Consider the following 22,229-nt stretch of genomic DNA (forward strand, 5'->3'; position numbering starts at 1 on the left):
CCCAGGGCGGACGGGGTGGGTCAGGGCGGACGGGGTGGGTCAGGATGCGGTGTAGGTCTTCAGGGCCTCGAGTTGGTCGGGGAGGCCGTAGGCGCGGACCACCTCGTTCAGGTTGACGTAGGTGGTGCCGGGCTGGCCGCCGTGCCAGGCGAAGTCGGCCGCGGCCAGACCGGCGACCGCCCGCCGCTGCCGGTCGGTCAACCCGCCGAACGGGGTGCCGGGCGCCACCCGCCCGTCCGGGAACACGGCGCCGAGCAGCGCCGACACCAGCGGTACGGCCGGGTAGGGCGCGGTGGTCGGCAACACGGTCAGCACCGCGTCGACGGCCCGGTCGACGTGCTGCGCGGGTTGGGCGAGGGCGAGCGCGGCGTAGCCCGGCAGGTTGCCGTCGAGGAACGGCAGCCGGTTGCGACGGGTCGTCGCCTCGGCGGTCATCGTCTCGACCAGCACCGCCACCACCCGGTCGCTGTCAACCGCGCCGAGCCGGGCGGCGGCGATCGCGGCGGCGGCGCGTACGACCGGGGCCGGGTCGTCCAGGGCCGCCACCACGTCGGCGGCGGCGGGGCCGGCCAGCAGCCCGTACGCGATCAGGGCGGTGCCCCGGACCACCGGTGAGGTGTCCTCGCGGATCCGGTCCAGCAGCGCCGGGCCCAGCGTCGCGGAGTCCTCGGGGAACCAGCCGAGCAGGTAGGCGCAGGCGGTGCGGACGTCGGCGTCGGCGTCGCCGAGCAGCGGCAGCAGGTGGGGCAGGTCGGCGCGGACGGCGTCGTAGGCGTCGACCGCCCACTGCTGGTTGGCGGTGACGAGTTGCGGGTCGAACAGCGACGCCTCGAACTCGCGGGAGGTGCGTTCGCTCTCGTCGGCGGCGGCCTCGACCCAGGCGGCGACCCTGGCCCGTTCGGTCTCCGGGTCGGTGGCGCGCAGCCGGTCGAGTTCGGCCCGGTGTTCGAGGATCGGCAGGCCGTCGGGCAGCCACGACTCGTCGTAGCCGATCGCGATGCTCGCCAGCAGGCTGAGGATCTCGTCCCGGCCGGTGGTGGCCGGGTCGGCGGCGAGTCCGGTGAGGAACGGCACCGCGTACGCCGTCGCCTGGTAGCGCGATCCCTGGTGGAAGATGTTGCCGTACAGGGCGTGCAGGGACTTGTCCACTTCGGATGGATCGGTGGCCGCCAGCGCCCGCAGCTGGTCGGGGACGTCACCGGCGGGGCCGTAGGCGTGTTCGAGCCCGGTCCAGTCGATCTCGTCGAGTGCCTTCAGGTCCTTCACGCGCGCCTCCCCCGTCGGGCCGATCCGCCGACGAGAGCGTAGTGCCCGATGCCCCGCCGACGGGTCAGGGGTCACGGCGTGGCGGCGGGTCCGGTCGGGTGTCGCGGCGCCGGACCAGGTCGAGATCACGGCGCCGGACCGGGCCGGCGGGCGGTGCCGGACCGGTCCGGACCCACCCGGCCGGCATGATCGGGGCGGCGGGCGGGTAGGACGCGGGGAACGACGAGCCGATCCGGAGGCGACCATGCAGCCGTTCATCTTCGATCCGTGGCTGTGGCGCGACCAGGCCATCCTCGCCGGCGGCTACCGCGGCGCGGCGGCGGACGAGGGGCCGACCGAGCAGCGCCGTGAGGCGGAGACCGACGAGGGCGGGCCGGGGACCGAGGTCGACCTGGTCGGCTACGAGGTGGAGGCGACCGACGGCGGCATCGGCTCGGTCGAGGAGGCACCGCCGGACGCCGGGCACCTGATCGTCGACACCGGGCCGTGGATCTTCGGCCGGCGGGTGATGCTGCCGGTCGGCACCGTGAACCACGTCGACCACCTGAACCGGACCGTGTATCTAGACCGGACCAGGGACCAGGTGAAGGAGGCCCCCCAGTTCGACCCCGACACCGGTAAGGCCGTCGACTTCCGCAAGCAGGTCGGCGACTACTACACGGCCAGCTACCGCGACGGTGGGCCGGTTGGCGGAGGATGACCGGTCACCGTCGCGGCGCGTGCGGGGCGGCGTCCCGGCCCGGTTCGTATGCTCGCCGTATGGAACTGCGGATCTTCACCGAACCTCAGCAGGGTGCCTCCTACGACCAGCTGCTCGCCGTCGCCCGGCTCGCCGAGGACGCCGGGTACGGCGCCTTCTTCCGCTCCGACCACTACATGATGATGGGCGACGCCGACGGCCTGCCCGGCCCGACCGACGCCTGGGTGACGCTCGCCGGGCTGGCCCGCGACACCAGCCGGATCCGGCTCGGGACGCTGATGACCGCGGCGACGTTCCGGCTGCCGGGGCCGCTGGCGATCGCGGTCGCGCAGGTCGACCGGATGAGCGGTGGCCGGGTCGAGTTCGGGATCGGCAGCGGGTGGTTCGAGACCGAGCACACCGCGTACGGCATCCCGTTCCCGCCCCTTCGGGAGCGGTTCGACCGGTTGGAGGAGCAGCTCGCGATCATCACCGGGCTGTGGGACACGCCGGTCGGGCACACGTTCGACTTCAGCGGTAAGTACTACCAGTTGTCGGACTCCCCCGCCCTGCCGAAGCCGGCGCAGTCGCCGCGCCCGCCGGTGCTGCTCGGCGGCCACGGCGCGAAGCGCACCCCGCAGTTGACCGCCCGGTACGCCGACGAGTTCAACGTGCCGTTCGCCGGTGTCGACGACACCCGGACGCGGTTCGAGCGGGTCCGGGCCGCCTGCGCCGAGGGCGGCCGAGATCCGGGCAGCCTGCGGCTGTCGAACGCGCTGGTGCTGTGCTGCGGGCGTACGGACGAGGAGGTGAACCGGCGCGCGGCGGCGATCGGCCGGGAACCGGACGAGTTGCGCGCCAACGGGCTGGCCGGCTCGCCGGCCGAGATCGTGGAGAAGATCGGCCGGTACGCCGAGGTCGGCACCGAGCGGGTCTACCTGCAGGTGCTGGACCTCGACGACCTGGCCCACATCGAGCTGGTCGCCGCCGAGGTGGCGCCGCAGTTGTGACGGCGCCCGGGGTGCCGGCGCGGGTCGCCGGCACCCCGCAGGTGTGCGTCCCGGGTCGCCGGGAACTCCCCGGGTCGCCGCCGCGGCGACGGGTGACGGGAGGGCGCACGATCGACGTTCCGCTGACGTACGACGCCCACGAGCGGGGGCTGACCGGTGACGGGGTCACCAACGACCAGCCCGCGTTCGCGCGCGCCGTGGACGAGTTGGGCGCCGGGTACGCCGCCGACGGGCGGCCGCGGGTGCTGCGCTGCCCGCCGGGGGTCTATTCGATCCGCGACGCCGGCACGGTGTGGCGAAGTGGCGTGTCGCTGATCGGCGCCGGGATCGGGCTGACCCGGTTCGTGCTGGCCAATCCCGGCAACCGCGCCGACCCGACGCCGCTGGCGTTCTTCACCACGCTGTGGCACGGCGCCGGGCGCGGCAACCCGATCGTCGACTGCACGTTCGCCGGTTTCGAGATCGACGGCACCGGCGTGGAGCTGTCCGAGTACGACGTACAGGCCAAGGGCCTGGGGTTGCAGTACGTGCTGCGCGGCCGCTTCCGTGACCTGTACATCCACGGCACGGCGGCGACCGGGCTCGGCTGCGATTTTCTCCAGGACTGCGTGATCGACGGGGTGATCGCGATCGACTGCGGCCGGCTCGACATCCACCACGAGAAGGGTGGCGCGGGCATCGGTGTCGGGATCGGCGGGTGGGGTGACGTCGAGCGGTTGACGATCACCAACTGCACCACCGTCGGCAACGGCCAGAGCGGCATCTTCTTCGAACTCCAGGACGCGGCCTGGGACCGGCCGCGCGGCATCCACGTGTCGGGCTGCCACGCCGAGGGCAACCGGTTCGGCATCTCCGACTGGGGCGCCGACGGGCTGCTGCTCTCCGGCTGCACCCTGGTCGGCAACGCGGAGGCCGGATTCGACGTCTCCGGGGAGGGCACCGTCGGCGTCGGCGGCCGGGGCGGGATCGTCAGCGACTGTCTCATCGACGGCAACACCCTCGACGGGGTCAGCATCGGCAACACGCCCGGCCCGTACACGGTGCGCGGCAACCGGATCAGCGGCAACGGCCGGCACGGCTACCGCGAACACAACCTGTCCCGCTCGATCGGGCCGGCGGGCGGCATCGTCATCGACGGCAACGACATCTGGGCCAACGGCCTGGACGGGATCCGGTTCGACTGCGCGCTCACCGACGCGGTGGTGACGAACAACCGGATACGTCACAACGGGATGCAGACCGCGCCGGCCGGTGCCGGCTCGGGGGCCACGGTGACGTACGGGCCGGCGTCGCTGACCGACACGGCGGCCCACTGGCCGGTCGACGGCCACCGGGGCAAGACGGTGACCGCCGGTTCGGTGACCGCGTTCGTCGCCGCCAACTCGGCGACGACGCTCGTCCTGGCCCGGCCGCACGGGGCCCGCCACGGGTGGCACGGCCCCGTGCCGGCGGCCGGTACCGCGTACCGGCTGCCCGACCCGCCGACGGTCCGGGCCGGCATCGCCGTCGCCGCGCCGCTGGTGCGGTCGACGGTCAGCCGGAACCGGATCTGGGACGACCCGGCGCACGCCACCCAGACGCACGGCCTGTGGGTGACCGGGGCCGGCACCCGGTCGGCCGGCCGGATGTGGGACAACGACCTCACCGGCAACTCCGTCGCGCCGACGCGCGCGGACGACCCGCCCGGGGACGGGCGCCACGGCTGAACGCGCCGGCGGCCGGCCCCGTGGTGCGGCCGGCCGTCGCGGGTGTCCGGGTCAGCCGGCGTCGCGCGCCGCGCGGCGCCACTTGACCACGTCGTCGACGATCGACCAGAGCACCGTGGCCGCGATGATGACGGCGGTGACCTGGTAGACCACGTTCCAGTCGCCGGTCGCCGCGGTGACGTCGAGCCGGTCGAAGAACCGGGTGTCGACGAGTTCGCCGCGCAGCAGCAGGACCAGGGCGGCCGTCCAGCCGACCACGTTGAGCGCGGCGCCGGCGAGCACGAGCGTCCCGGTCGGGCGCCCGGCCCGGTAGCGGGCGACGGCGAGGGCGACGGACACGGCCAGCAGGACGAACAGCGCCGGGATCCAGAAGCCCCACAGCTCCGGCCGCAGGAACGGCACCGGGTCACCGGCGTCGTCCCGGACGAAGCCGACCTGCTGCTGCCAGATGACGACGAAGGCGAACAGGACGGTGCCGACGATCATGACGACGAGTTCGGCGACGCCGGTCGTACGCCGGGCGACGTCCGGCAGCATGTCCAGCGACCAGGACGGGACGCCCTTGGCACCGGCCGGCCGGGCATTCTTCGCGCCGCTGCGTTCGAGGACGACGAAGACGAGCGTGGTCCAGAAGGTCAGGTGCACGCCGATGGCGAGCACCGACGTGACGACCGTGCCGACGATCCGCTGCGGCGGCATCCCGTCGAGCAGGTCGACGGCGACGGCCGCGATCGCGCCGATCGGCAGCACGATCAGCAGGAGCGTCTTGAGCAGGCGCAGCCAGGTGAAGTAGTAGGCGGGCCCGAGCAGGAAGGTGGGCCGGTCGAGGTAGCGGGCGGCGAGGTGGGCGGGATCGCCGAGGTCCTCGAGGGTCGCGCGCTCGGCGGCCGGCGGGGTCTCGCCGGCCTCGACGCGTCCGTCGACGGCGTCGGCGATGGAAGCGCGCAACTCGCGCTCGAGGTCGTCGCGCTCGGCGGTCGGCACGGAGTGCAGCGCGGCCGCGACGTATCGGTCGGTGAGGGTGTTGGTGTCGGTCATGACGATCCTCTTCGGCGGGGTGTGGTCGCGGGTCGCGCGGCCGCGCGGCGGTCGGGTCGGGTGTTGTGGCGTCATACCTGCAGGGCGTCGATCGAGGCGCGCAGGGCGTCCCAGTCGGCGCGCAGCGTCTCGGCGACGCGGCGGCCGTCGTCGCTGACCCGGTAGTACTTGCGGGGACGGGGTTCGTCGGTGTTCCACAGGCTGGTGAGCAGGCCCTGCTTCTCGAGCCGGCGCAGCAACGGATAAAGGGTGTTGGCGTCGACGGCGAACCCGGCCTCGTTGAGGCGTTCGAGCAGGCCGTAGCCGTAGCCGGGGGTTTCCAGGAGCACCAGGCAGGCGAGCACGACGGTGCCGCGTCGCAGCTCTTGCAGGTGTCCGGCCGTTACTTCGTCCATGCCCAACACGATACTGTGCGACACACACTATTGCAACAGGCTGACGTATTGGTCGCTGGAAGGACATCGTGATCATCCGTACCAGTGACTTTTAACCGGGTTTCCAGTGCCGGACGGCACCCTGAGCCGATCCGGATCCAGCGTGATCCGTCGAAAGATTGGGGAACCCGCGTGTCAACATCCTTGTCCGCCGGCACCGCCGCACACGATCCGCCGGACCTGCGGCCACCGACCAGAGCCTCAAGGCGCCGGTGGTGGCAGCGGGCCGTCACCACCGGCGCCGTCGTCACCGCCCTCGTCACCGGCAGCGCCTCGGTCGCCCACGGCTCCACCGTCGCCTGGGACGAGGCCGACCTGCGCGACAAGCTCTTCGCGGTCCAGCTCAGCAACCACGGCGGTGACCCGACCAGCGTCCGGCGCATGGTGGTGTCGGCGGCGGTGCTCGACTGGCGGGCGGCGAACCCGGACGCCACCACCGAGCAGATCACGGCGCTGATCGACCAGCTCGACGCCGCGGTCACCGCACGGCACGACCGCATCGCCACCATCGGATCGAGCTACGGCTTCATGGTCAACGGCGCCGACGCGGTGCTCGCCGTACCGGCCATGTCCAAGATCGCCACCCCGCAGGTCTCGAAGGTGGTGGCCAGCACCTGGGGCGCCGGCCTCGACGCCGAACTCATCCGGCGGCACCAGGTGAGCGGCTCGTACCAGAACTACGCCTACCAGGCGCACCTCTACGAGGAGCAGAACCGGGTCTTCATCGAGACCGCCCGGGCCGGCCGGACCGACGGCGCCCTCGGGGACGCCTGGGACGCGCGGATCGGCGCGGCCGCCGGAGTGGCCGTCGACGACGACGTCGAGACGCTGGCCGCCAAGGTGCCCGGCCTCGACCTCGCCGAACTCGAGTCGGCCCGCAACAACCCGGTGGAGTACGAGGCCCGGGCCAACGCCCAGCTCAAGAACCAGCTCGACGCCCTGACGGCCGCGACCGACGACGCCACCAAGAAGGCGGCCGCGGAGGCGGCGAAGAACCCGCCGACCGCTCCCACCGACGAGGAGCGGGCCAAGCGGGAACTCGCCCTCGCCCTGGACGCGGCCAAGGAACGCAAGGCGGTCATCGACGACCTCGGCAAGGGCATCGAGGCCCTGGCCCATCTCATCGGTTTCAAGGACAAGGCCGTCGGCAAGAAGGTCTCCGCGGTCGGCAAGGCCGGCGTGACGATCGCCACCGCGATCAGCGAGTACCTTCCCAAGATCGTGGGCAAGAGCGTCGTCGGCGCGCTGACGTCACTGAGCACCATGGCCCTGACCGGCAACATCCTCGGCGCGGTGATGTCGCTGACCGAGGTGTTCCTCCCCGGGCCGGACCCGACCACCCTCATCCTCGAGGAGGTCGCCCGGGTCCGGCAGGACATCACCGAGCTGCGCGACCAGATGAACACACGGTTCGACCGCATCGAGAAGGCGCTGGTCGCCATCCACGAGGACATCGTGACGCAGCTCGGCCGGATGCAGGGCGACATCGAGGAGATCCGCCGGCAGCTCACCGACATCCAGAACACCCTGCTGACGCTGGACGCGAAGATGGACGCGGCCGCCAACTCGACCCACCTCGCACTGAGCCAGGTCATCCTGCAGGACTTCGGTGTCACGGGCGTGCAGAACCTGCGCTACGAACAGCGGACCCAGCGGGAGCTGACGTACGAGAAGTACTGGGACGCCCTGACGACGTTCTACTACTACGGCGAGAACAACGCCCGCATGTCCCCGCTCACCCTGACCCAGCTCGAGTCGGGGCCGGCCGCCGCGAACCTGCGCAACACGCTGCTGAACTACTCCACCCACGGATCGCTCTACCTGCTGGCGGATCTGGCCCGCGGCAAGGGATGGGCACCGGGGCTCCCCCTCCCCCGGGTGGACACCGTCCACCAGGGCGTACCGAACGCCGGAATGTGGCTGTCCGCGGCCCGGGCCTTCAACGGCATGGCACACCAGAGCGAGGAGTTCAGCCGGACCACCCCCGACGTCAGGAACCTCCTCGCGGCGCTCAGCGGCCGGGGCACCGAGATCACGGGTGTGGTCCGGTCGTTCAGCAACCCGCAGGACGGCAGGACCAACGAGCTCTACACCAACCTCATCAAGGAGTACCGGACCGCGCTCGACGGGGTCAGCCACGAGCTGGCCGCGCTGCGGGCCACCGCCGGCGACAACAAGGTCGACCCGTTCGGCCCGGGCGACCAGGCGCCGCCGGACCGGATCACCACCGCGGCCGTTCCGAGGGTGCTGCCCTGCTCGGGGACCGGCCCCAGCGTGCCGACCCCGGAGGGCGCCCTGCTCCAGGGGCTGCCGCACGCCTACCACACCGCGTACAGCATGCTGCCGGAGGAGGACCGCCCGATCCTGACTGCCTGCTACGACGCCTCGTACGTCAACCACGAGTGGTACGAGACGCAGATGGAGACGGGTTTCACCGCCGACATCGACCTGACGATCCGGGTACGGACCAAGGAGCGGTGGCCGGGAGCGGCCTGGCAGGACGTCCGGACCGTGCGGTACACCGGCCCCGCCGGCAAGGTCGAGTTCACCAACAACCGGACCGGCCACCACAGCAAGGTCGAACCGAACCAGATGGTCTACAACAAGTGGTCGACCATGAAGCCCCAGGTGGAGCGGAGCACCCGGCTCGCCACCGTGTCCGGCGCCCAGGACGCGACCTGGCTCTCGGTCGTCGGCCTGCTGCACGGCAAGCAGAAGGTCTACTACCAGAACGTGGTGACCGCCCTCGCCGACCCGACCAGCGACCTGGCCAAGGCGGCCGACAAGCTCAACGAGCGGCTGATGCTCCTCCAGGCGTACACCGAGGCCGGGTTCCCGAAGGCGCTGCGCACCAACGACCGGCTCAACGGGCTGCTCTTCGGTGAGGAGCACCTTCCGGGCAAGTTCCTGCTCGGAAGCACCGGGTCGGACCACCTGATGTCGACGTTCCTGGGCGCGCTCAAGAAGTACGACCGGTGCCCCGACGGCGGGGTGCCGTGCACGCCCTGGATCGACCCGCGGCCGGACACCATCCCCCAGTACGGCGCGAACTGCCCCACCGGGCCGCTGCCCGCGACCCTCGCCGGTGACCCGGTCGGCAACTGCATCGCGACGCAGGGCTACCTGCGGACCGACGCGCTCGCCCAGGAATACCAGCGGCAGTCGACGTACCTCGCCACCGGCGTGTACGTCGAGGGCCTTCCGGAGATCGAGGAAGGTCTCGTCCACCTGAACGTGGTCGGACGGCTCACCGGACACGTGACCAGCGACAAGCCCACCCGCCGATAGGCAACCCCACAGGTGCGGCCCCCGCCGGTCCGGGCGGGGGCCGTACGGACCGGCCACCGTGGATCCTCCTCCCGCGGTGGCCGGTCCCTCTTTCCGTGACCGACCCGCCCGACCGGGCGAACCGGTCACACGGACGGGCCGGCGGGCGTGGTCCGCTCGCCGGCCCGGTGGTCGTGGGCGCCGGTGTCAGTCGCCCAGGTCACCGCCGTCACCGAGGCCGCCGTTGGCCGTCCGCCACTCCCGCAGCCAGCGTTCCCGGGGCACGATCGGCTGGTCCAGCCGGTTGTGCCGCTGCATCATCTCCTCGAAGCTCTCCACGTGCTTGAGCATCGCCCGGCCGGCCCGCTGCTGGTCGCCGTCGGCGATGAAGGTCGCGATCGCCTTGTGCGCCGCGTTGGCCTCCCCGACGTCGTCGGCCGTGATGTCCTCGACGTCCAGGTGCAGCCGCAGCAGGTCGTACGGCACCAGCAGCAGCACCCGCATCAGCTCGTTACCGGCCGACTCGGCGACCAGTTCGTGGAACGCGATCTCGTTGGAGTAGCCGGAGTGCGGATCGTGGTCGGCCAGCCGCAGCAACCGGTCCCGCTGCTCGTCGGTGGCGTGGACCGCCGCGAGCGACGCCGCCGTCGGCTCCACCGCCTTGCGGAAGACGAACAGGTCCCGCAGCGGCGCCTCGGAGAGAGTGAGGAACGGTGCCAGCGACCGGCTGAGCCGGGACAGGTCGGGCCGTTGCACCGTCACCCCGCCCTGCGGCCCGCGCTTGATCGCGATCAGGCCCTCGGCCTCCAGCAGCCGCAGCGCCTCGCGCACCGTCGCCCGCCCCAGCCCGCTGTCGCTGACCAGCTGTGCCTCGGACGGCAGGACACTGCCCGCCGGCAGCGCGTGCCCGAGGATGTGCGCCCGGATGTCGGCCGCGAGCATGACCGACGCCTTGGGCGGGCGCCGGTCACGCTTGAGGCGTACGCCGGCGTCCGGCCCGCGGTGCGGGCCGGGCGCCACCGATGCGCGCCGCTCAGGAGGCACTGCGGCGGGTGAAGAAGAGAGCACTTCCGAAGCTCCTGCTCTGGACCGCGTATTTTTCGCCCGCGTACTCGATCGTCCCGCGGGTCTCGCCCGGACCATAGAACCCGGTGAACTTGGCGTCGCGGTCGGGGTCGACGAAATAGTCTCGCATCATAAGCCGGTGCGGCGACCGGATCACCTCCAGCTCGGCCCGGCCGCCGTCGCCCTCGGCCCGCAGCCGGAACCGCATCGGGTGGTCGATGTCCTCGAAGCCGGGCAGCTTCGCGGTCTCCAGGATGTCCACTTCGACGTCTCCAAAATCGACCAGGTCCTTACCGTCCACCGTGAAGGTCAGCGTCTCCAGCTGGACCGTGCCGTCGTCGCGCCACACCTTGTAGAACAGCGGAACGCTGAGACCTCCGGTGGAGGCCGCCGGGATGCTCTCCCAGATGCCCCGGGCCACCCCCGGTGCCCAGAACCGGCCGCGCCGGCGCTCCAGGTAGCCCGAGCCGGTCACCTCGCGGGCCCGGTCGCCCCGGGTCACCGTGCCGGTGGTGCTGAACTGGGGCACATAGTGCCAGGTGATGCCGCGCAGGTTCGGCAGCGCCTCGAACGCCGGCATCCGGGCCGACATCCGCAGGGTCAACGATACCCGCTCACCATTGTGGACGCCTTCGACATGGATTTCGTAGTCCGGATACGTACCCCGGATGTACTGGTCGCCGAAGGCGACGTCGACGCCGTCGCGGGACGCCTTCAGGGTGCCGACCGGCAGGTGCAGCGACGTGAGGTCGACCACCTCGTCGCCGACGTACAGGGTGGCGATCCACGCCTCGTCGAGGGAACCCAGCGCCGGCCAGAAGTAGAACGACCAGGACACGCCGTCGGAGTCGACGAGGTCGGCGTGGGCGCACCACCACTGCATCTTCGGGCTGTAGTACTGGCCCTCGAGTTCGGCGGTGAGCTGGGTCGGGGTGAGGATGCTCATGGCGTTCCTTTCGTCACGGAAGCGGGGACAGGGTCGGGACCGAAGCCGGCGTGCCGGAGGAACCGCTCGCGGTGGTGGCCGGCGTCGCCGAACAGCAGGCTGGCCGCCCGCGCCCGGCGCAGGTAGAGGTGCGAGTCGTGTTCCCAGGTGAAGCCCATGCCGCCATGGATGTGCAGGGCGGCATCGGCGATGAACAGGTAGGCGTCGCCGGCCAGGGCCTTGGCCGTGCTGGCGGCCGACGCCGCCCGGGGATCGCCGGTCCGGACGGCCCAGACGGCGAACAGCACCGCCGAACGGGCCAGTTCGAGTTCGGCGAGCATGTCGGCGCAGAGGTGCTTGACCGCCTGGAACGAGCCGATCGGCCGGCCGAACTGGTGCCGCTGCCCGGCGTACTCCACCGCGTTCTCCAGGCAGGCCCGGGCACCGCCGACCATCTCGGCGGCGAGCAGCGCGTACGCGTGGTCGGCCAGGCGGTCCAGTGCGGCCCGGGCCGCCTCGCCCTCGGCGAGCAGGACGCCGTGGGTGCCGGTGAAGGTCACCGTGGCGTACCGGGTGGTCAGGTCCAGCCCCTTGACGGTCCGCCGGTCCAGCCCGGCGGCGGCACCGGTCACGGCGACCAGCGCCGGGCGGTCGTCGTGCCGGGCCGTGACCAGGAGCAGGTCCGCGTCCGCGCCGTACGGCACGAGCGTCCTGGTTCCGGTCAGGGTGACCGTTCCGGCGCCGGCCGGGGCGGCGCGGACGCCGGGGCCGTCGTCGACCCATCCGGTGCCCGGCCCCCACAGCGCGACGGTGCCGGTCAGGTCCCCGGTGGCGACCCGGGCGAGCAGGTCGGCCGCCGCCGGCTCGGCGTCGGCGAGCGCGGCGAGCAGGGTGGCGGCCAGCACGGTGGAGGCGACGTAGGGGGTGCCGACCAGCCGGGCGCCCATCTCCTCCTGCACGATCGCCAGTTCCTCCACGCCGAAGCCCTGGCCGCCGTGGTGTTCCGGTACGTGGAGGCCGTGCAGCCCGAGGTCGGCCATCCGGCGCCACAGGTCGGTGTCGGGGCCGTCGCCCCGCTCGGCGCGTACCCGGGTCTTCGCCAGCGGGGCGCGGTCGTCGAGGAAGGCGGCGACCACGTCCCGCCACGCCTCCTGGTCGGTCGAGTAGGCGAAGTCCATCACGCACCGCCCTGTGGTCCGGGGTACGCGCGTACCCGTACGGTCTGTTCGCCGGCCGGTCCGGTCAGGCCCAGCTCGATTCCCCCGCCCCGGTCGTCGGTCGCCGGCAGCGGGTCACGGTGCCGCCGGTACGTCACGTCGGGCCAGGTCTGCCCGGTGAACCGGATCGCCACGGCGGAAAGCGGCCGGGGACGCAGGACCCGGGCCGCCTCGGCGGCGAGGATCCCGCCGGGCAGCAGGCCCATCGCGAAGACCCCCGGAAACCCGAGCCGGACGGCGTGGCCCTCGTCGTGGTGTACGGGGTTGAAGTCGCCGGCGGCACCGGCGTAGCGCACGATGTCGGTCCGGGACAGCCGGAGCGTGTCCGGGTCGGCGGCGGCCGGGTCGGCGGGCGCCGGCGGCCCGTCGGCGGCCGCCCGGGTGACGGTGCTGCTGCCACCGGTCGCCGGCGCCTCCGGCTGGATCAGGACCACCCGGCCGCGCTGCACCTCGGCCCCGGCCTCGTCGCACCAGATCGTGGTGCCGGTGGCCAGCACCATCTCCCCGCCCCGCCGGCCCCGTCGGACGGTGCGGTCGTCCAGCCGTACCGTCCCGGTCAGGGTCTCCCCGGTCCGGAGCGGGCGCCGGTAGGTCCAGGACAGCTCGCCGAGCAGCACCCGCGGCTGGTCCAGGCCCGCCGCCGCGATGATCAGCTCGTTCGGCGAGCCGCCGGCCGGCGTGTGGTGCGCGGCGACGACGGTGAACGTCGGCGGGACGGTCCCGGGGTCGGCGCGCAGTGCCCGGGCCAGCTCGCGGACCTTGATCCGGTCGACCGGCAGGGTGAGGGTGCCCAGGGGCCGGGTCGTGGGGTCAGTCATCGCCGGACCCAACCGCCGGTGCACCGTCCGCCGGCTCCGCGGGGACGGCCGGGTCCGCCGGGAGAGCGGGGTCCGCCGGGACGAAGACCGGGAGCAGTTGGTCGCCGGAGGCCCGCCAGTCGACCCTGACCCGCAGCCCGACGGTGATCGCGTCCGGGTCGACCTCGACCACATTGGACATCATCCGGAAGCCCTCGTCGAGGTCGATCCAGGCGACGCAGTACGGCACCCGGTCGGCGAAGCGCGGATCGCGGCTGTTGCGGACCACCGAGTAGGTGTAGACCTCGCCCAGCCCGGCGGAGTCGTGCCAGGTCAGCGCCGCCGACAGGCAGCCGGGGCAGTGCCGGCGCGGGAAGAAGACCACGGCGGCGCACGCGTCGCAGGTCTGGTACGTCAGCCGCCGCTGCCGGGCGGCCGCCCAGAACGGCGCGGTGTCCCGGTCGAGGACCGCCGGCAGCAGCCCGGCGGCGAAGGACGGTGGATCGGTGGGGGTCGTCCGGTCACTCATGGCCGCTCACTTCCGAGGATCACGGTGCCGCCGGCGTGCCGGCTGCCGAGCATGCCGCCGTTGCCGTGGGCGACGGCGAGCCGGGCGCCGGGAACCTGGGCGGTGGATTCGCCGCGCAGTTGCCGGGTCGCCTCGATCAGCAGGAACAGCCCGCGCATGCCGGGGTGGTTGGAGTAGAGGCCGCCCCCGTCGGTGTTCAGTGCCGGGCCGCCGGGCCGGTCGAACCGCAGCCGGCCGCCCTCGACGTAGGCACCGCCCTCGCCCTTGGCGCAGAAGCCGAGGTCCTCGAGGACCGTCAGCACGGTGACGGTGAACGAGTCGTAGATCATCGCCACGTCGATGTCGGCGGGGGTCACCCCCGCCTCGGCGAACGCGATCGGCCCGGACCGGGCGGCGGCGGTTCGGCAGATGTCGCCGCCGTTGGTGGTGTACTTGACCGCCTCGCCGCTGCCGAGCACCCAGACCGGCGGTTTGCGGGTCGCCGCCGCCACCCGGTCGGAGGCGAGCACGACCGCTCCCGCGCCGTCGGAGACCATGCAGCACTCCAGCTTGCGCAGCGGGTCGGCGACCACCGGGGAGGCGAGCACGTCGTCGACGGTCAGCGGGCCGGTGTGCCGGAAGCCGAGCGCCTTCATCGCGGCGACCGCGTCGGGGTTGCGTACGGCGTGGTGCCGGGTGGCGACGGCGATCTCGGCGAGCTGGGCCGGCGTGGTGCCGTACTCGTGCATGTGCCGGGTGGCGACCATGGCGTAGTTGGCGATGAGGGTGGCCCCCCACGGCGCCTCCATGTTCTCGCCGGGGTTGTCGTCGCCGTAGCTCGGCGGGGCGCCGGTGCCGATCCGTACGGCCGCGCTGCGGTTGGTCGCACCGTACGTGATCAGCGCGACCTCGCACTTGCCGGCCAGGATGGCGCTGCGGGCGTGTGCGACGTGGAACTCGAACGAGGCGCCGCCGACCATGGTGGTGTCGACGACCGTCGGTGCCAGCCCGAGGTATTCGGCCATGGCCAGCCGGCTGGTCAGGCCGCCGTCCAGGGCGCTGAACAGCCCGTCCACATCGGATGGTTTCAGGCCGGCGTCGCGCAGCGCCGCGGCCGCCGCGATCGCCTGCAACTGCATGGCGCTGGTCGACGGGCTGAGCCGGTCGGGGTGCTCGTGGATCCCGACGACGGCGGCTCCGCGGGCCATCAGGCGACCTGCGTGTCGAAGATGCCCCGGCGTTCCAGGGCGGGCCGGAAGACGCGTTCCATCGCCTCGCCGGCCTCGGCGACGCTCCACGGGCGGGTGCCGACGATCTCGCGGCTCACCTCGTGGCCGGTGTAGAGGATCAGCCGGTAGCCGCGGATGCCGACGGTCTGCCCGTTGAGCCAGGCCCGGTCCGGCTGCGCCAGGTAGACCACGCCGGGCGCCACGTTGGCCGGTGCCATCTCGTCGTCGTGCCGGATGCCGACCTGCGCGGCCCGGTCGCCGGGCACCGCCTCGGTCATCCGGGTCGCCGCGCCCGGCGACACCGCGATCGAGGTGACGCCGTAGCGCTTGAGCGCGTTGCCGCACGACAGGGTGAGGCCGAGGATGCCCATCTTGGCCGCCGCGTAGTTGGGCTGGCCGGGGGCGCCGAAGAGGCCGGCCCCGGAGATGAGGTTGAGCAGCCGGTAGTCCCCGCCGCGGTGCTGCCGCCACCAGCGGGAGGCGTGGTGGGTGGTGTTGAAGGTGCCCTTCAGGTGGACCCGGATCACCGCGTCCCACTCGTCCTCGGCCAGGTTGAAGATCATCCGGTCCCGGACGATGCCGGCCGCGTTGATCAGGACGTCGATCCGGCCGAACTCGTCGACGGCGGTGTCGATGATGCCCGCCGCCTGGTCGAAGTCACCGACGTCGGCGAAGCTCGCCACCGCCGTGCCGCCGGCCGCGGTGATCTCGTCGATCACCGTGTTCGCCGGGGCCGCGTCCGAGGTGGTGCCGGCCAGGTCGGCACCGATGTCGTTGACCACGACCGCGAAGCCGGCCGCCGCCAGTGCCTTGGCGATCTCGGCGCCGATGCCACCGCCGGCCCCGGTCACCACCGCAACCCGTCGGGTCTCGCTCACGACAGTTCACTCCCTACGATGCCGATGAAGGACACACACTTTCCGGGCCGCCCGCCGAGGTTGTGGGTCAGACCGAGGGTCGGGTTGTCGAGTTGCCGCCGGCCCGCCTCGCCGCGCATCTGCAGCCAGCACTCCAGCAGCATCCGCAGCCCGCTGGCCCCGACCGGGTGCCCGAACGCCTTGAGCCCGCCGTCGACGTTGACCGGCAGCCGGCCGGTGCGGTCGAACGCGCCGTCCAGCACGTCCCGCCACGCCTGCCCGCGTTCGGAGAAGCCCAGGTCCTCCATCAGGACCAGTTCGGTCGGGGTGAAGCAGTCGTGCACCTCGGCCAGCGAGATCTGGTTACGCGGGTCGGTGACACCGGCCTGCCGGTACGCGTCCTGCGCGCAGCGCACCACCTCGGGAAAGCTGGTGAAGGAGACCCGGTCGTCGAGCGCCCCGTCGCCCCGGCCGCTGGCCACGGCGAGCGCTTTGACGTACAGCGGCCGGTCGGTGTAGCGGTGGGCGTCCTCGGCGCGGACGATCAGCGCGGCGGCGGCGCCGTCGGCGACCCCGGAGCAGTCGTAGACGCCGAGGGCTCCGGCGACCAGCGGGGCCCGGTTCACCGTCTCGGCCGACACCGGCGTCCGGAACTGGGCCCTGGGGTTCAGCGCCCCGTTGGCGTGGTTCTTCACCGCGATGTGGGTGAGCACCTCGCGCATGGTGGCGTCGTCGACGCCGTACGCGGCGGCGTAGGCCGGAACCAGGTAGGAGAAGGCGGCCGGCGCCGAACTCTCCACCGCCGAACCGTCGTCGGGCGGATCCCGGCGGACCAGGCCGGAGAAGCCGGAGTCCTTCAGCTTCTCCACGCCGACGGCCATCACCACGTCGTACGCCCCGGACGCGACGGCGTAGCAGGCGTTGCGGAACGCCTCCGAGCCGGTGGCGCACAGGTTCTCCACCCGGGTCACCGGCCGGTAGTCGGTCTTGAGCGCGGTCGACAGGGTGAGCCCGGCGTAGCCGGAGTCCATCGTGCCGAGCCAGTACGCGTCGACGTCGGGGCCGGTGACCCCGGCCGAGGCCAGGCACTCGGTTGCCGCGTCGACCAGCAGGTCACCGGCGGACGACTCCCACCGCTCGCCGAAGCGGGTGCAGCCCATGCCGACGATCGCGACCCGGTCCCGCAAACCTCTGCTAGTCACCGGTCTCCTCCTCCAGGCTCGCCTTCCACGCGTAGTTGTGCACCCCGCCGCTCGCGTGCCGGCGCCGGAACACCATCCGCACCCGGCCCCCCACCCGCAGCCGGTCGGGGTCCGGGTCGGCCAGTTCCATCTCCAGCCGGCCGCCGCCGTCGAAGTCGACGACCGTGGCGACCACCGGCGGGTTCAGGCTGAACGCGAGCCGGTCGACGCTGAAGGTGCGGATCGACGCGCCGGCCTCGCTGAGCGGCACCGGGGTGGCGCCGTCCACCGCGCCGCAGCGCACGCAGACCCGCTGCGGCGGGGCCTGGACCGCGTCGCAGGAGCCGCACCGCGACGCGGCCAGGCCGAACTTCCAGCGGCTGTTGCGGGCGCTCGCCGGGCCGCTGGCGACGGCCGGGTCGGGCCGGCGCGGACCGGCCCGGTCAAGCAGCCCTCGCCAGGCCAGGTAGTCGAGGTAGCGGACGGGGCGGGCCGCCGCGAGCTGCCGGTCGACCGTCGGGGTGGCCCGGGCGGCGGGAAGCCGGTCGGTGCAGCGCAGCACGAGGGCGTCGCAGCCGTCGGCCAGGACGAGCAGCAGGATCGTCTGCCCCGGTTCGGCCCGGTCGAGGGTGGCGGCCAGGCGGACCAGCGGGTCGGCGGCGCCGGCGTGCCCGACCCCGGCCAGGTCGCGGACCGGGCCGTACGGGGCGAGCCGCTTCGCCGCCGTACGGGCCGTCCGGGGCCCGGGCGAGGAGATCACCACGTGGTCGACCGAGGCGGTGGTGAGCCGGGCCAGGACCCGGTCCAGCAGCGGCAGGTAGCGCTCGACGGCGAACCGCTCCTCCCACTGGTTGGCGAACGGCGTGCCCGGTGCCCGCCAGTGGTCCAGGAACTCCTCGGTGACCGTGGCCCGCTCGACCACCCGTACCGCGGCCTGTTCGGCCGGGCCGAGAAGCACCGCCGCGGCGGCGTCGCCACGGTCCAGTTCGTCGGTGCCGCCGGGGCGGCCGACGGTGACGTCGGCGGCCAGCAGCAGGGTGCCGGGCGCGGCCGTGCCGAGCAGCCCGGGGACCGACCGGTAGGAGCCGCCGAGGTCGTACGCGGGTACGTCGTCGGGCAGGGCGAGCGCGGCGTGCGCGGCGCTGGCGTTGTTCTTGCCCGCGTACGGCGGGTTGGTGGTGCTGACGACGACCGAGGCGGGTGTGCCGCCGAGCCGGCGCACCAGGCGGCCCGCCTCGACGGCCATGGTCAGCGCGTCCTCGTCGAAGGCCGCCACCCGCCGCTCGCCCCGGCCGCCGGGGGTGCCGGTGCGGGCCGCCGCGACGTCGGACGCGGTCAGCCGGTGCCGGGGCAGGTAGGCCGCGTAGGCCACGATCCCGGCGTTCACGCCGTCGCCTCCGCCGCCGGGGCCAGCCAGTCCCGCAGCACCGCGTCGGTGTCCTGGCCGGGGCGTTCGGCCGGCAACCGGTCGGCGACCGGCGCCACCGGCGGGCCGCCCCCGGCTTCGGCGACGGCCCGCCACGGGGCACCGGGCGCCACCATCTGCCGGCCGGCCATCTCCCACTGGGAGAAGAAGTTCCGGTGCGCGAGTTGCGGATGTTCCACCAGCGCCGGTACGTCGTTGACCCGCGCGCAGGCCAGCCCGTGCCGGGCCAGGGTGTCGACCAGTTCGCCCTGGTCCCGGTCGGCGAGGAGCGGCCGGAGCTGTTCGTTGAGCCGGTCGCGGTTCTCCACCCGCATCGGCGCGGTGGCGAACTCGGGCTGATCGCGCAGGTCCGGCCGGCCGAGCAGGGTGCAGAACACGGCCCAGTGCGCCTCGGTGAGGATCGCGATCGCGACCGGCCCGGTCCGGGTCGGGTAGATCTCGTACGGGGCGAGCAGCGGGTGCGCGGTGCCCAGCGGCTGCGGCACCACACCGGATATGCCGTGGCTGAACACGTTGAACGCCATCACCGAGGCGGCGACGTCGAGCATGGCGACGTCGATGTGCCGGCCCCGGCCGTGCCGTTCGCGGTCGCGGACGGCGCAGACCACGGAGAACGCGGCCACCATCGCGGCCATGATGTCGACCACCGGTACGCCGACCTTGGCGAGCTGGTCGGGCCCCTCCCCGGTGACCGACATCAGCCCGCCCTCGGCCTGGATCAGCAGGTCGTACGCCCGCCGGTCGCGGTACGGCCCCGACGTGCCGAAGCCGCTGACCGAGCAGTAGACCAGGGCCGGGTCGGCCTCGCTCAGCGTCGCGTAGTCCAGCCCGAGCCGGTCCAGGCTGCCCGGGGAGAAGTTCTCCACGACCACGTCGGCCCGGGCGGCCAGGCCGCGGGCGGTGGCCAGCCCGTCGGGGGTCTTCAGGTCCAGCACGACCGACCGCTTGTTGCGGTTGACGGCGAGAAAGTGCGGGCTCAGCCCCTGCAGGTCGTTGCGGGTCCAGGCGCGGACGTGGTCGCCGACGCCGGGCGGTTCGACCTTGACCACGTCGGCGCCCATGTCGGCGAGCATCATGGTGCCGTAGGGCGCGGCCCAGGCGTGCTCGAAGGAAAGTACCCGGACCCCGTCGAGCGGGCGATCTGTCGTCGTCACGGTGCACTCCGGTAGGGCGAGAAGTCGGGTTGCCGTTTCTGGGCGTACGCGGTGGTCGCCTCGCGCTGCTCCGGCGAGCCGAAGAACCCGGCGAGGGAGTCGACCATCAGCGGCAGGTACGCGTCGGAGAGGACGTCGTCGACGTTGACGCCGAGTTTCAGCGCCCGCAGCACGGTCGGGCTCTTGGCGAGCAGGTCCCGGCACATCGCGTCGACGGCGGCGTCCAACTGGTCGTCCGGCACCACCTTGTTGACCAGGCCGATCTCCCGGGCCTGGTCGGCGGTGTAGGTGTCGCAGAGGAACAGGATCTCCCGGGCCCGCTTCTCCCCCACCAGCCGTGGCAGCAGCCTCGTGTTGAAGATCGGTGCGCCGCCGACCCGGGCCCCGACCTGCCCGAACCGGGCCGACGCGGAGGCGATCGTCAGGTCGCAGAAGCAGTGCAGTTCGTGGCCGCCGCCGATGCACCAGCCCTGCACGGCGGCGATGACCGGCTTGCCGCAGCGGCGGACCGCGGCGAACAGGTCCCGCAGGCTGCCGGCCAGCCGCAGCCAGCCGGCCCGGTCCAGGGCGGACACCATCACCTTCTGGTCGCCGCCGACGCAGAAGGCCCGCTCGCCGGCGCCGCGCAGCACCACCACGCCCACGGTCGGGTCGGCGTCGGCGCGGGTGAACGCGTCGGTCAGTTCCCCGATGGTCTCCGTCCGCAGGGCGTTGAGCACCTCGGGACGGTTGATCGTGATCGTGGTCGTACCGCCGTCGTGGCCGACCAGGATGTCGGTGTACGTCATTCAGTGCCCCTCGAAGACGGGTGTGCGGTGTTCGGCGAACGCGGCCCGGCCCTCGGCGAAGTCCCGCGAGCCGAGGCAGACCCGCTGCCCCCAGCTCTCGAACTCCAGCGCCCCGGCCAGGTCGCCGCCGTCGGCCCGTTGCACGGCGCGTTTGGTGAACGACAGCGCCAGCGCGGGGCCGGTGGCGAGCCGGCCGGCGAACTCCGTCACCGCCTCGTCGAGCCGGTCGTCGGGGACCACCCGGTCGGCCAGCCCGATCTCCGCCGCCCGCGCCGCGTCGACCCGGGTGCCGAACATCAGGATCTCCAGCGCCCGGGACCGGCCGACGAGCGCCGGCAGCGTGTACGTCAAACCGCCGTCGGGCATCAGTCCCCGCCGTACGAACGCGGGCTCGAACCGGGCCGACTCGGCGACGACGCGGAAGTCGGCGGCGGTCGCCAGGGACATGCCGCCGCCGGCGGCGACCCCGTTCACCGCGGCGACGACCGGCTTGGGGATGTCCCACACCGCCCGGACGAAGCTGCCCAGCGGCTGCTGGAGCCGGGTCGGGTCGGCGCCGGTGGTGACCGCGTCGATGCGTTCGCCGAGGTCGGCGCCGGAGCAGAAGCCGCGGCCCGTACCGGTGAGCACCACCACCCGCACCGCCGGGTCGGCGCTGGCCCGCCGGCACAGCTCGGGCAGTTCGACGTCGGCCATCACCGAGGTGAGCGCGTTGAGCCGGCCCGGCCGGTCGAGGCGGATCCGGGCGATCCCGTCGGCGACGGTGTAGTGCATATGCCGGTAGCCGGTCATGCCGTCGCCCCGACGGTCTCGGCGGCGCCGGCCAGGACGGCCAGGCCGCCGTCGATGACGGTCAGGTCCCGGTCCAGGCTGACGCACCGGAAAGCGACGTTCCCGTCCTCCAGCCACAGGTGGGTGCGGACCGTCTCACCGGGCAGCATCGGCGCGGAGAACCGCCCGGAGAGCCCGACCAGCCGCCCGGCCTCGTAGTCGAGGACGCTGCGCAGGATCGCGTGGGCGGCCACGCCGAGCGTGCACAGCCCGTGCAGGATCGGCCGTTCGAAGCCGGCCTCCCGGGCCACCCTGGGGTCGACGTGCAGCGGGTTGCGGTCGCCGCTGAGCCGGTAGATCAACCCGGCGCGCGGCGAGGTCGGCAGGTCGCACCAGGTGGTGGCCGGCCGGTCGGGTACGGCGGCACGGGGCCGGGCCGGTCCGGGCGGGCCACCGAACCCGCCGTCGTTGCGGCAGACCAGGGTGGAGGAGAGCGTGCACAGCGGCTCGCCGGTGTCCCGCCGGCTCACCCGGCGTTCCCAGTAGACCAGGGCGGGCCGCCCGGGGCCCTTGTCGATCACGTCGGTGACCCGGGTGTGGCAGACGATGTCGTCACGGGGCCGCAGCGGCTGGTGGATGCGCAGGTCCTGTTCGCCGTGCACCACCCGGATCCAGTCGATGCCGGTGGCCGGGTCGCTGTACCAGGGACCGGGGTGGCCGAGCACCAGGGCCAGGGTCGGGAAGGCGACCATGCCCTCCTCGTAGAGGAAGCGGAGTTGCCGTTCGTCGGTCGGGTCCGTGCCGAGCCCGACGCCGAGCGCGTAGAGGATCGCGTCACGTTCGTCGTACGACTGCTCGATGACCGGGAACTGCCAGCCCAGGAGCGTGTCGAGGTCGATGGTCATGGTCAT

General features: G+C 73.0%; 20 protein-coding genes. 4 read left to right on the top strand and 16 right to left on the bottom strand.

Translation table 11 applies throughout. The annotated features are described in order from the left end of the window. Positions 1-39: 39 nt before the first annotated feature. The gene (locus tag AB0M79_RS00710; protein WP_364206412.1) at positions 40-1,266 is read right to left on the bottom strand and encodes a HEAT repeat domain-containing protein; all 1,227 of its coding nucleotides are present in this window, start codon (positions 1,264-1,266) and stop codon (positions 40-42) included. Positions 1,267-1,510: 244 nt separating this feature from the next. Here AB0M79_RS00710 and AB0M79_RS00715 point away from each other — a divergent pair, with 244 nt between their 5' ends. The 3 genes from AB0M79_RS00715 to AB0M79_RS00725 all read left to right on the top strand — a co-directional run bounded on the left by AB0M79_RS00715 (position 1,511) and on the right by AB0M79_RS00725 (position 4,661). Further along, positions 1,511-1,966, top strand: coding sequence for a PRC-barrel domain containing protein (locus tag AB0M79_RS00715; RefSeq protein WP_364206414.1), 456 nt, complete (start codon positions 1,511-1,513; stop codon positions 1,964-1,966). A 59-nt stretch (positions 1,967-2,025) separates the two neighbouring features. Continuing rightward, the gene (locus tag AB0M79_RS00720; RefSeq protein ID WP_364206416.1) at positions 2,026-2,955 is read left to right on the top strand and encodes an LLM class F420-dependent oxidoreductase; all 930 of its coding nucleotides are present in this window, start codon (positions 2,026-2,028) and stop codon (positions 2,953-2,955) included. 92 nt (positions 2,956-3,047) lie between these two features. Then, complete coding sequence (locus AB0M79_RS00725) at positions 3,048-4,661, top strand: right-handed parallel beta-helix repeat-containing protein (protein ID WP_364207584.1); 1,614 nt, start codon at positions 3,048-3,050, stop codon at positions 4,659-4,661. Positions 4,662-4,712: 51 nt separating this feature from the next. On the opposite strand, the gene AB0M79_RS00730 is transcribed toward AB0M79_RS00725, so the two are convergent. Together AB0M79_RS00730 and AB0M79_RS00735 are read right to left on the bottom strand one after the other, a co-directional pair. After that, a complete protein-coding gene (locus AB0M79_RS00730) occupies positions 4,713-5,699 on the bottom strand; it encodes a permease prefix domain 1-containing protein (protein ID WP_364206418.1) in 987 nt (328 codons plus the stop codon). Positions 5,700-5,770: 71 nt separating this feature from the next. Next, entirely contained in the window at positions 5,771-6,100 is a 330-nt protein-coding gene (locus AB0M79_RS00735) for a PadR family transcriptional regulator (protein ID WP_364206420.1), read from the bottom strand. A gap of 165 nt (positions 6,101-6,265) precedes the next feature. Here AB0M79_RS00735 and AB0M79_RS00740 point away from each other — a divergent pair, with 165 nt between their 5' ends. Then, positions 6,266-9,421 (top strand): hypothetical protein, encoded by a 3,156-nt coding sequence (locus tag AB0M79_RS00740; RefSeq protein ID WP_364206422.1) that lies wholly within the window; start codon positions 6,266-6,268, stop codon positions 9,419-9,421. Positions 9,422-9,607: 186 nt separating this feature from the next. Here AB0M79_RS00740 and AB0M79_RS00745 read toward each other — a convergent pair whose 3' ends face one another. The 13 genes from AB0M79_RS00745 to AB0M79_RS00805 are packed head-to-tail and all read right to left on the bottom strand — an operon-like array spanning position 9,608 to position 22,229. Further along, complete coding sequence (locus AB0M79_RS00745; RefSeq protein WP_364206424.1) at positions 9,608-10,420, bottom strand: FCD domain-containing protein; 813 nt, start codon at positions 10,418-10,420, stop codon at positions 9,608-9,610. A 13-nt stretch (positions 10,421-10,433) separates the two neighbouring features. Next, a complete protein-coding gene (locus tag AB0M79_RS00750) occupies positions 10,434-11,411 on the bottom strand; it encodes a hypothetical protein (protein WP_357537425.1) in 978 nt (325 codons plus the stop codon). Beyond that, positions 11,408-12,568, bottom strand: a complete 1,161-nt coding sequence (locus AB0M79_RS00755; protein WP_364206427.1) for an acyl-CoA dehydrogenase family protein — start codon at positions 12,566-12,568, stop codon at positions 11,408-11,410. Before AB0M79_RS00755 ends, AB0M79_RS00750 begins: the two co-directional genes overlap by 4 nt. Then, the gene (locus tag AB0M79_RS00760) at positions 12,568-13,425 is read right to left on the bottom strand and encodes a MaoC family dehydratase N-terminal domain-containing protein (protein ID WP_364206429.1); all 858 of its coding nucleotides are present in this window, start codon (positions 13,423-13,425) and stop codon (positions 12,568-12,570) included. Before AB0M79_RS00760 ends, AB0M79_RS00755 begins: the two co-directional genes overlap by 1 nt. Continuing rightward, the gene (locus AB0M79_RS00765) at positions 13,418-13,933 is read right to left on the bottom strand and encodes an OB-fold domain-containing protein (protein ID WP_364206431.1); all 516 of its coding nucleotides are present in this window, start codon (positions 13,931-13,933) and stop codon (positions 13,418-13,420) included. The genes AB0M79_RS00760 and AB0M79_RS00765 overlap by 8 nt, the downstream gene beginning before the upstream one ends. Beyond that, positions 13,930-15,120 (bottom strand): thiolase, encoded by a 1,191-nt coding sequence (locus AB0M79_RS00770; protein WP_364206433.1) that lies wholly within the window; start codon positions 15,118-15,120, stop codon positions 13,930-13,932. The genes AB0M79_RS00765 and AB0M79_RS00770 overlap by 4 nt, the downstream gene beginning before the upstream one ends. Further along, complete coding sequence (locus AB0M79_RS00775; RefSeq protein WP_357537435.1) at positions 15,120-16,019, bottom strand: SDR family NAD(P)-dependent oxidoreductase; 900 nt, start codon at positions 16,017-16,019, stop codon at positions 15,120-15,122. The genes AB0M79_RS00770 and AB0M79_RS00775 overlap by 1 nt, the downstream gene beginning before the upstream one ends. After that, on the bottom strand, positions 16,016-17,200 hold the full coding sequence (locus tag AB0M79_RS00780; RefSeq protein WP_364206435.1) for an acetyl-CoA acetyltransferase: 1,185 nt from the start codon (positions 17,198-17,200) through the stop codon (positions 16,016-16,018). Before AB0M79_RS00780 ends, AB0M79_RS00775 begins: the two co-directional genes overlap by 4 nt. Next, the gene (locus AB0M79_RS00785) at positions 17,193-18,566 is read right to left on the bottom strand and encodes an OB-fold domain-containing protein (RefSeq protein WP_364206437.1); all 1,374 of its coding nucleotides are present in this window, start codon (positions 18,564-18,566) and stop codon (positions 17,193-17,195) included. Before AB0M79_RS00785 ends, AB0M79_RS00780 begins: the two co-directional genes overlap by 8 nt. Beyond that, on the bottom strand, positions 18,563-19,759 hold the full coding sequence (locus tag AB0M79_RS00790) for a CoA transferase (protein ID WP_364206439.1): 1,197 nt from the start codon (positions 19,757-19,759) through the stop codon (positions 18,563-18,565). Before AB0M79_RS00790 ends, AB0M79_RS00785 begins: the two co-directional genes overlap by 4 nt. Continuing rightward, the gene (locus AB0M79_RS00795; RefSeq protein ID WP_364206441.1) at positions 19,756-20,547 is read right to left on the bottom strand and encodes an enoyl-CoA hydratase-related protein; all 792 of its coding nucleotides are present in this window, start codon (positions 20,545-20,547) and stop codon (positions 19,756-19,758) included. The genes AB0M79_RS00790 and AB0M79_RS00795 overlap by 4 nt, the downstream gene beginning before the upstream one ends. Continuing rightward, positions 20,548-21,339 carry an enoyl-CoA hydratase-related protein gene (locus AB0M79_RS00800; RefSeq protein ID WP_364206443.1) on the bottom strand — a complete coding sequence of 264 codons (792 nt, stop codon included), beginning with the start codon at positions 21,337-21,339 and terminating at the stop codon, positions 20,548-20,550. It lies immediately after the preceding gene. After that, a complete protein-coding gene (locus tag AB0M79_RS00805; RefSeq protein ID WP_364206445.1) occupies positions 21,336-22,229 on the bottom strand; it encodes a MaoC/PaaZ C-terminal domain-containing protein in 894 nt (297 codons plus the stop codon). The genes AB0M79_RS00800 and AB0M79_RS00805 overlap by 4 nt, the downstream gene beginning before the upstream one ends.

Source organism: Polymorphospora sp. NPDC051019 (assembly GCF_040683055.1).
In the GTDB taxonomy this organism is placed as follows: Bacteria; Actinomycetota; Actinomycetes; order Mycobacteriales; family Micromonosporaceae; genus Polymorphospora; species Polymorphospora lycopeni.

Bases quoted from the DNA above. Each gene is read 5' to 3' on its own strand.
- AB0M79_RS00765 (WP_364206431.1), bottom strand. From the start codon at position 13,933: ATGAGTGACCGGACGACCCCCACCGATCCACCGTCCTTCGCCGCCGGG.
- AB0M79_RS00805 (WP_364206445.1), bottom strand. From the start codon at position 22,229: ATGACCATGACCATCGACCTCGACACGCTCCTGGGCTGGCAGTTCCCG.
- AB0M79_RS00755 (WP_364206427.1), bottom strand. From the start codon at position 12,568: ATGGACTTCGCCTACTCGACCGACCAGGAGGCGTGGCGGGACGTGGTC.
- AB0M79_RS00750 (WP_357537425.1), bottom strand. From the start codon at position 11,411: ATGAGCATCCTCACCCCGACCCAGCTCACCGCCGAACTCGAGGGCCAG.
- AB0M79_RS00715 (WP_364206414.1), top strand. From the start codon at position 1,511: ATGCAGCCGTTCATCTTCGATCCGTGGCTGTGGCGCGACCAGGCCATC.
- AB0M79_RS00800 (WP_364206443.1), bottom strand. From the start codon at position 21,339: ATGACCGGCTACCGGCATATGCACTACACCGTCGCCGACGGGATCGCC.
- AB0M79_RS00760 (WP_364206429.1), bottom strand. From the start codon at position 13,425: ATGACTGACCCCACGACCCGGCCCCTGGGCACCCTCACCCTGCCGGTC.
- AB0M79_RS00720 (WP_364206416.1), top strand. From the start codon at position 2,026: ATGGAACTGCGGATCTTCACCGAACCTCAGCAGGGTGCCTCCTACGAC.
- AB0M79_RS00795 (WP_364206441.1), bottom strand. From the start codon at position 20,547: ATGACGTACACCGACATCCTGGTCGGCCACGACGGCGGTACGACCACG.
- AB0M79_RS00730 (WP_364206418.1), bottom strand. From the start codon at position 5,699: ATGACCGACACCAACACCCTCACCGACCGATACGTCGCGGCCGCGCTG.
- AB0M79_RS00770 (WP_364206433.1), bottom strand. From the start codon at position 15,120: ATGGCCCGCGGAGCCGCCGTCGTCGGGATCCACGAGCACCCCGACCGG.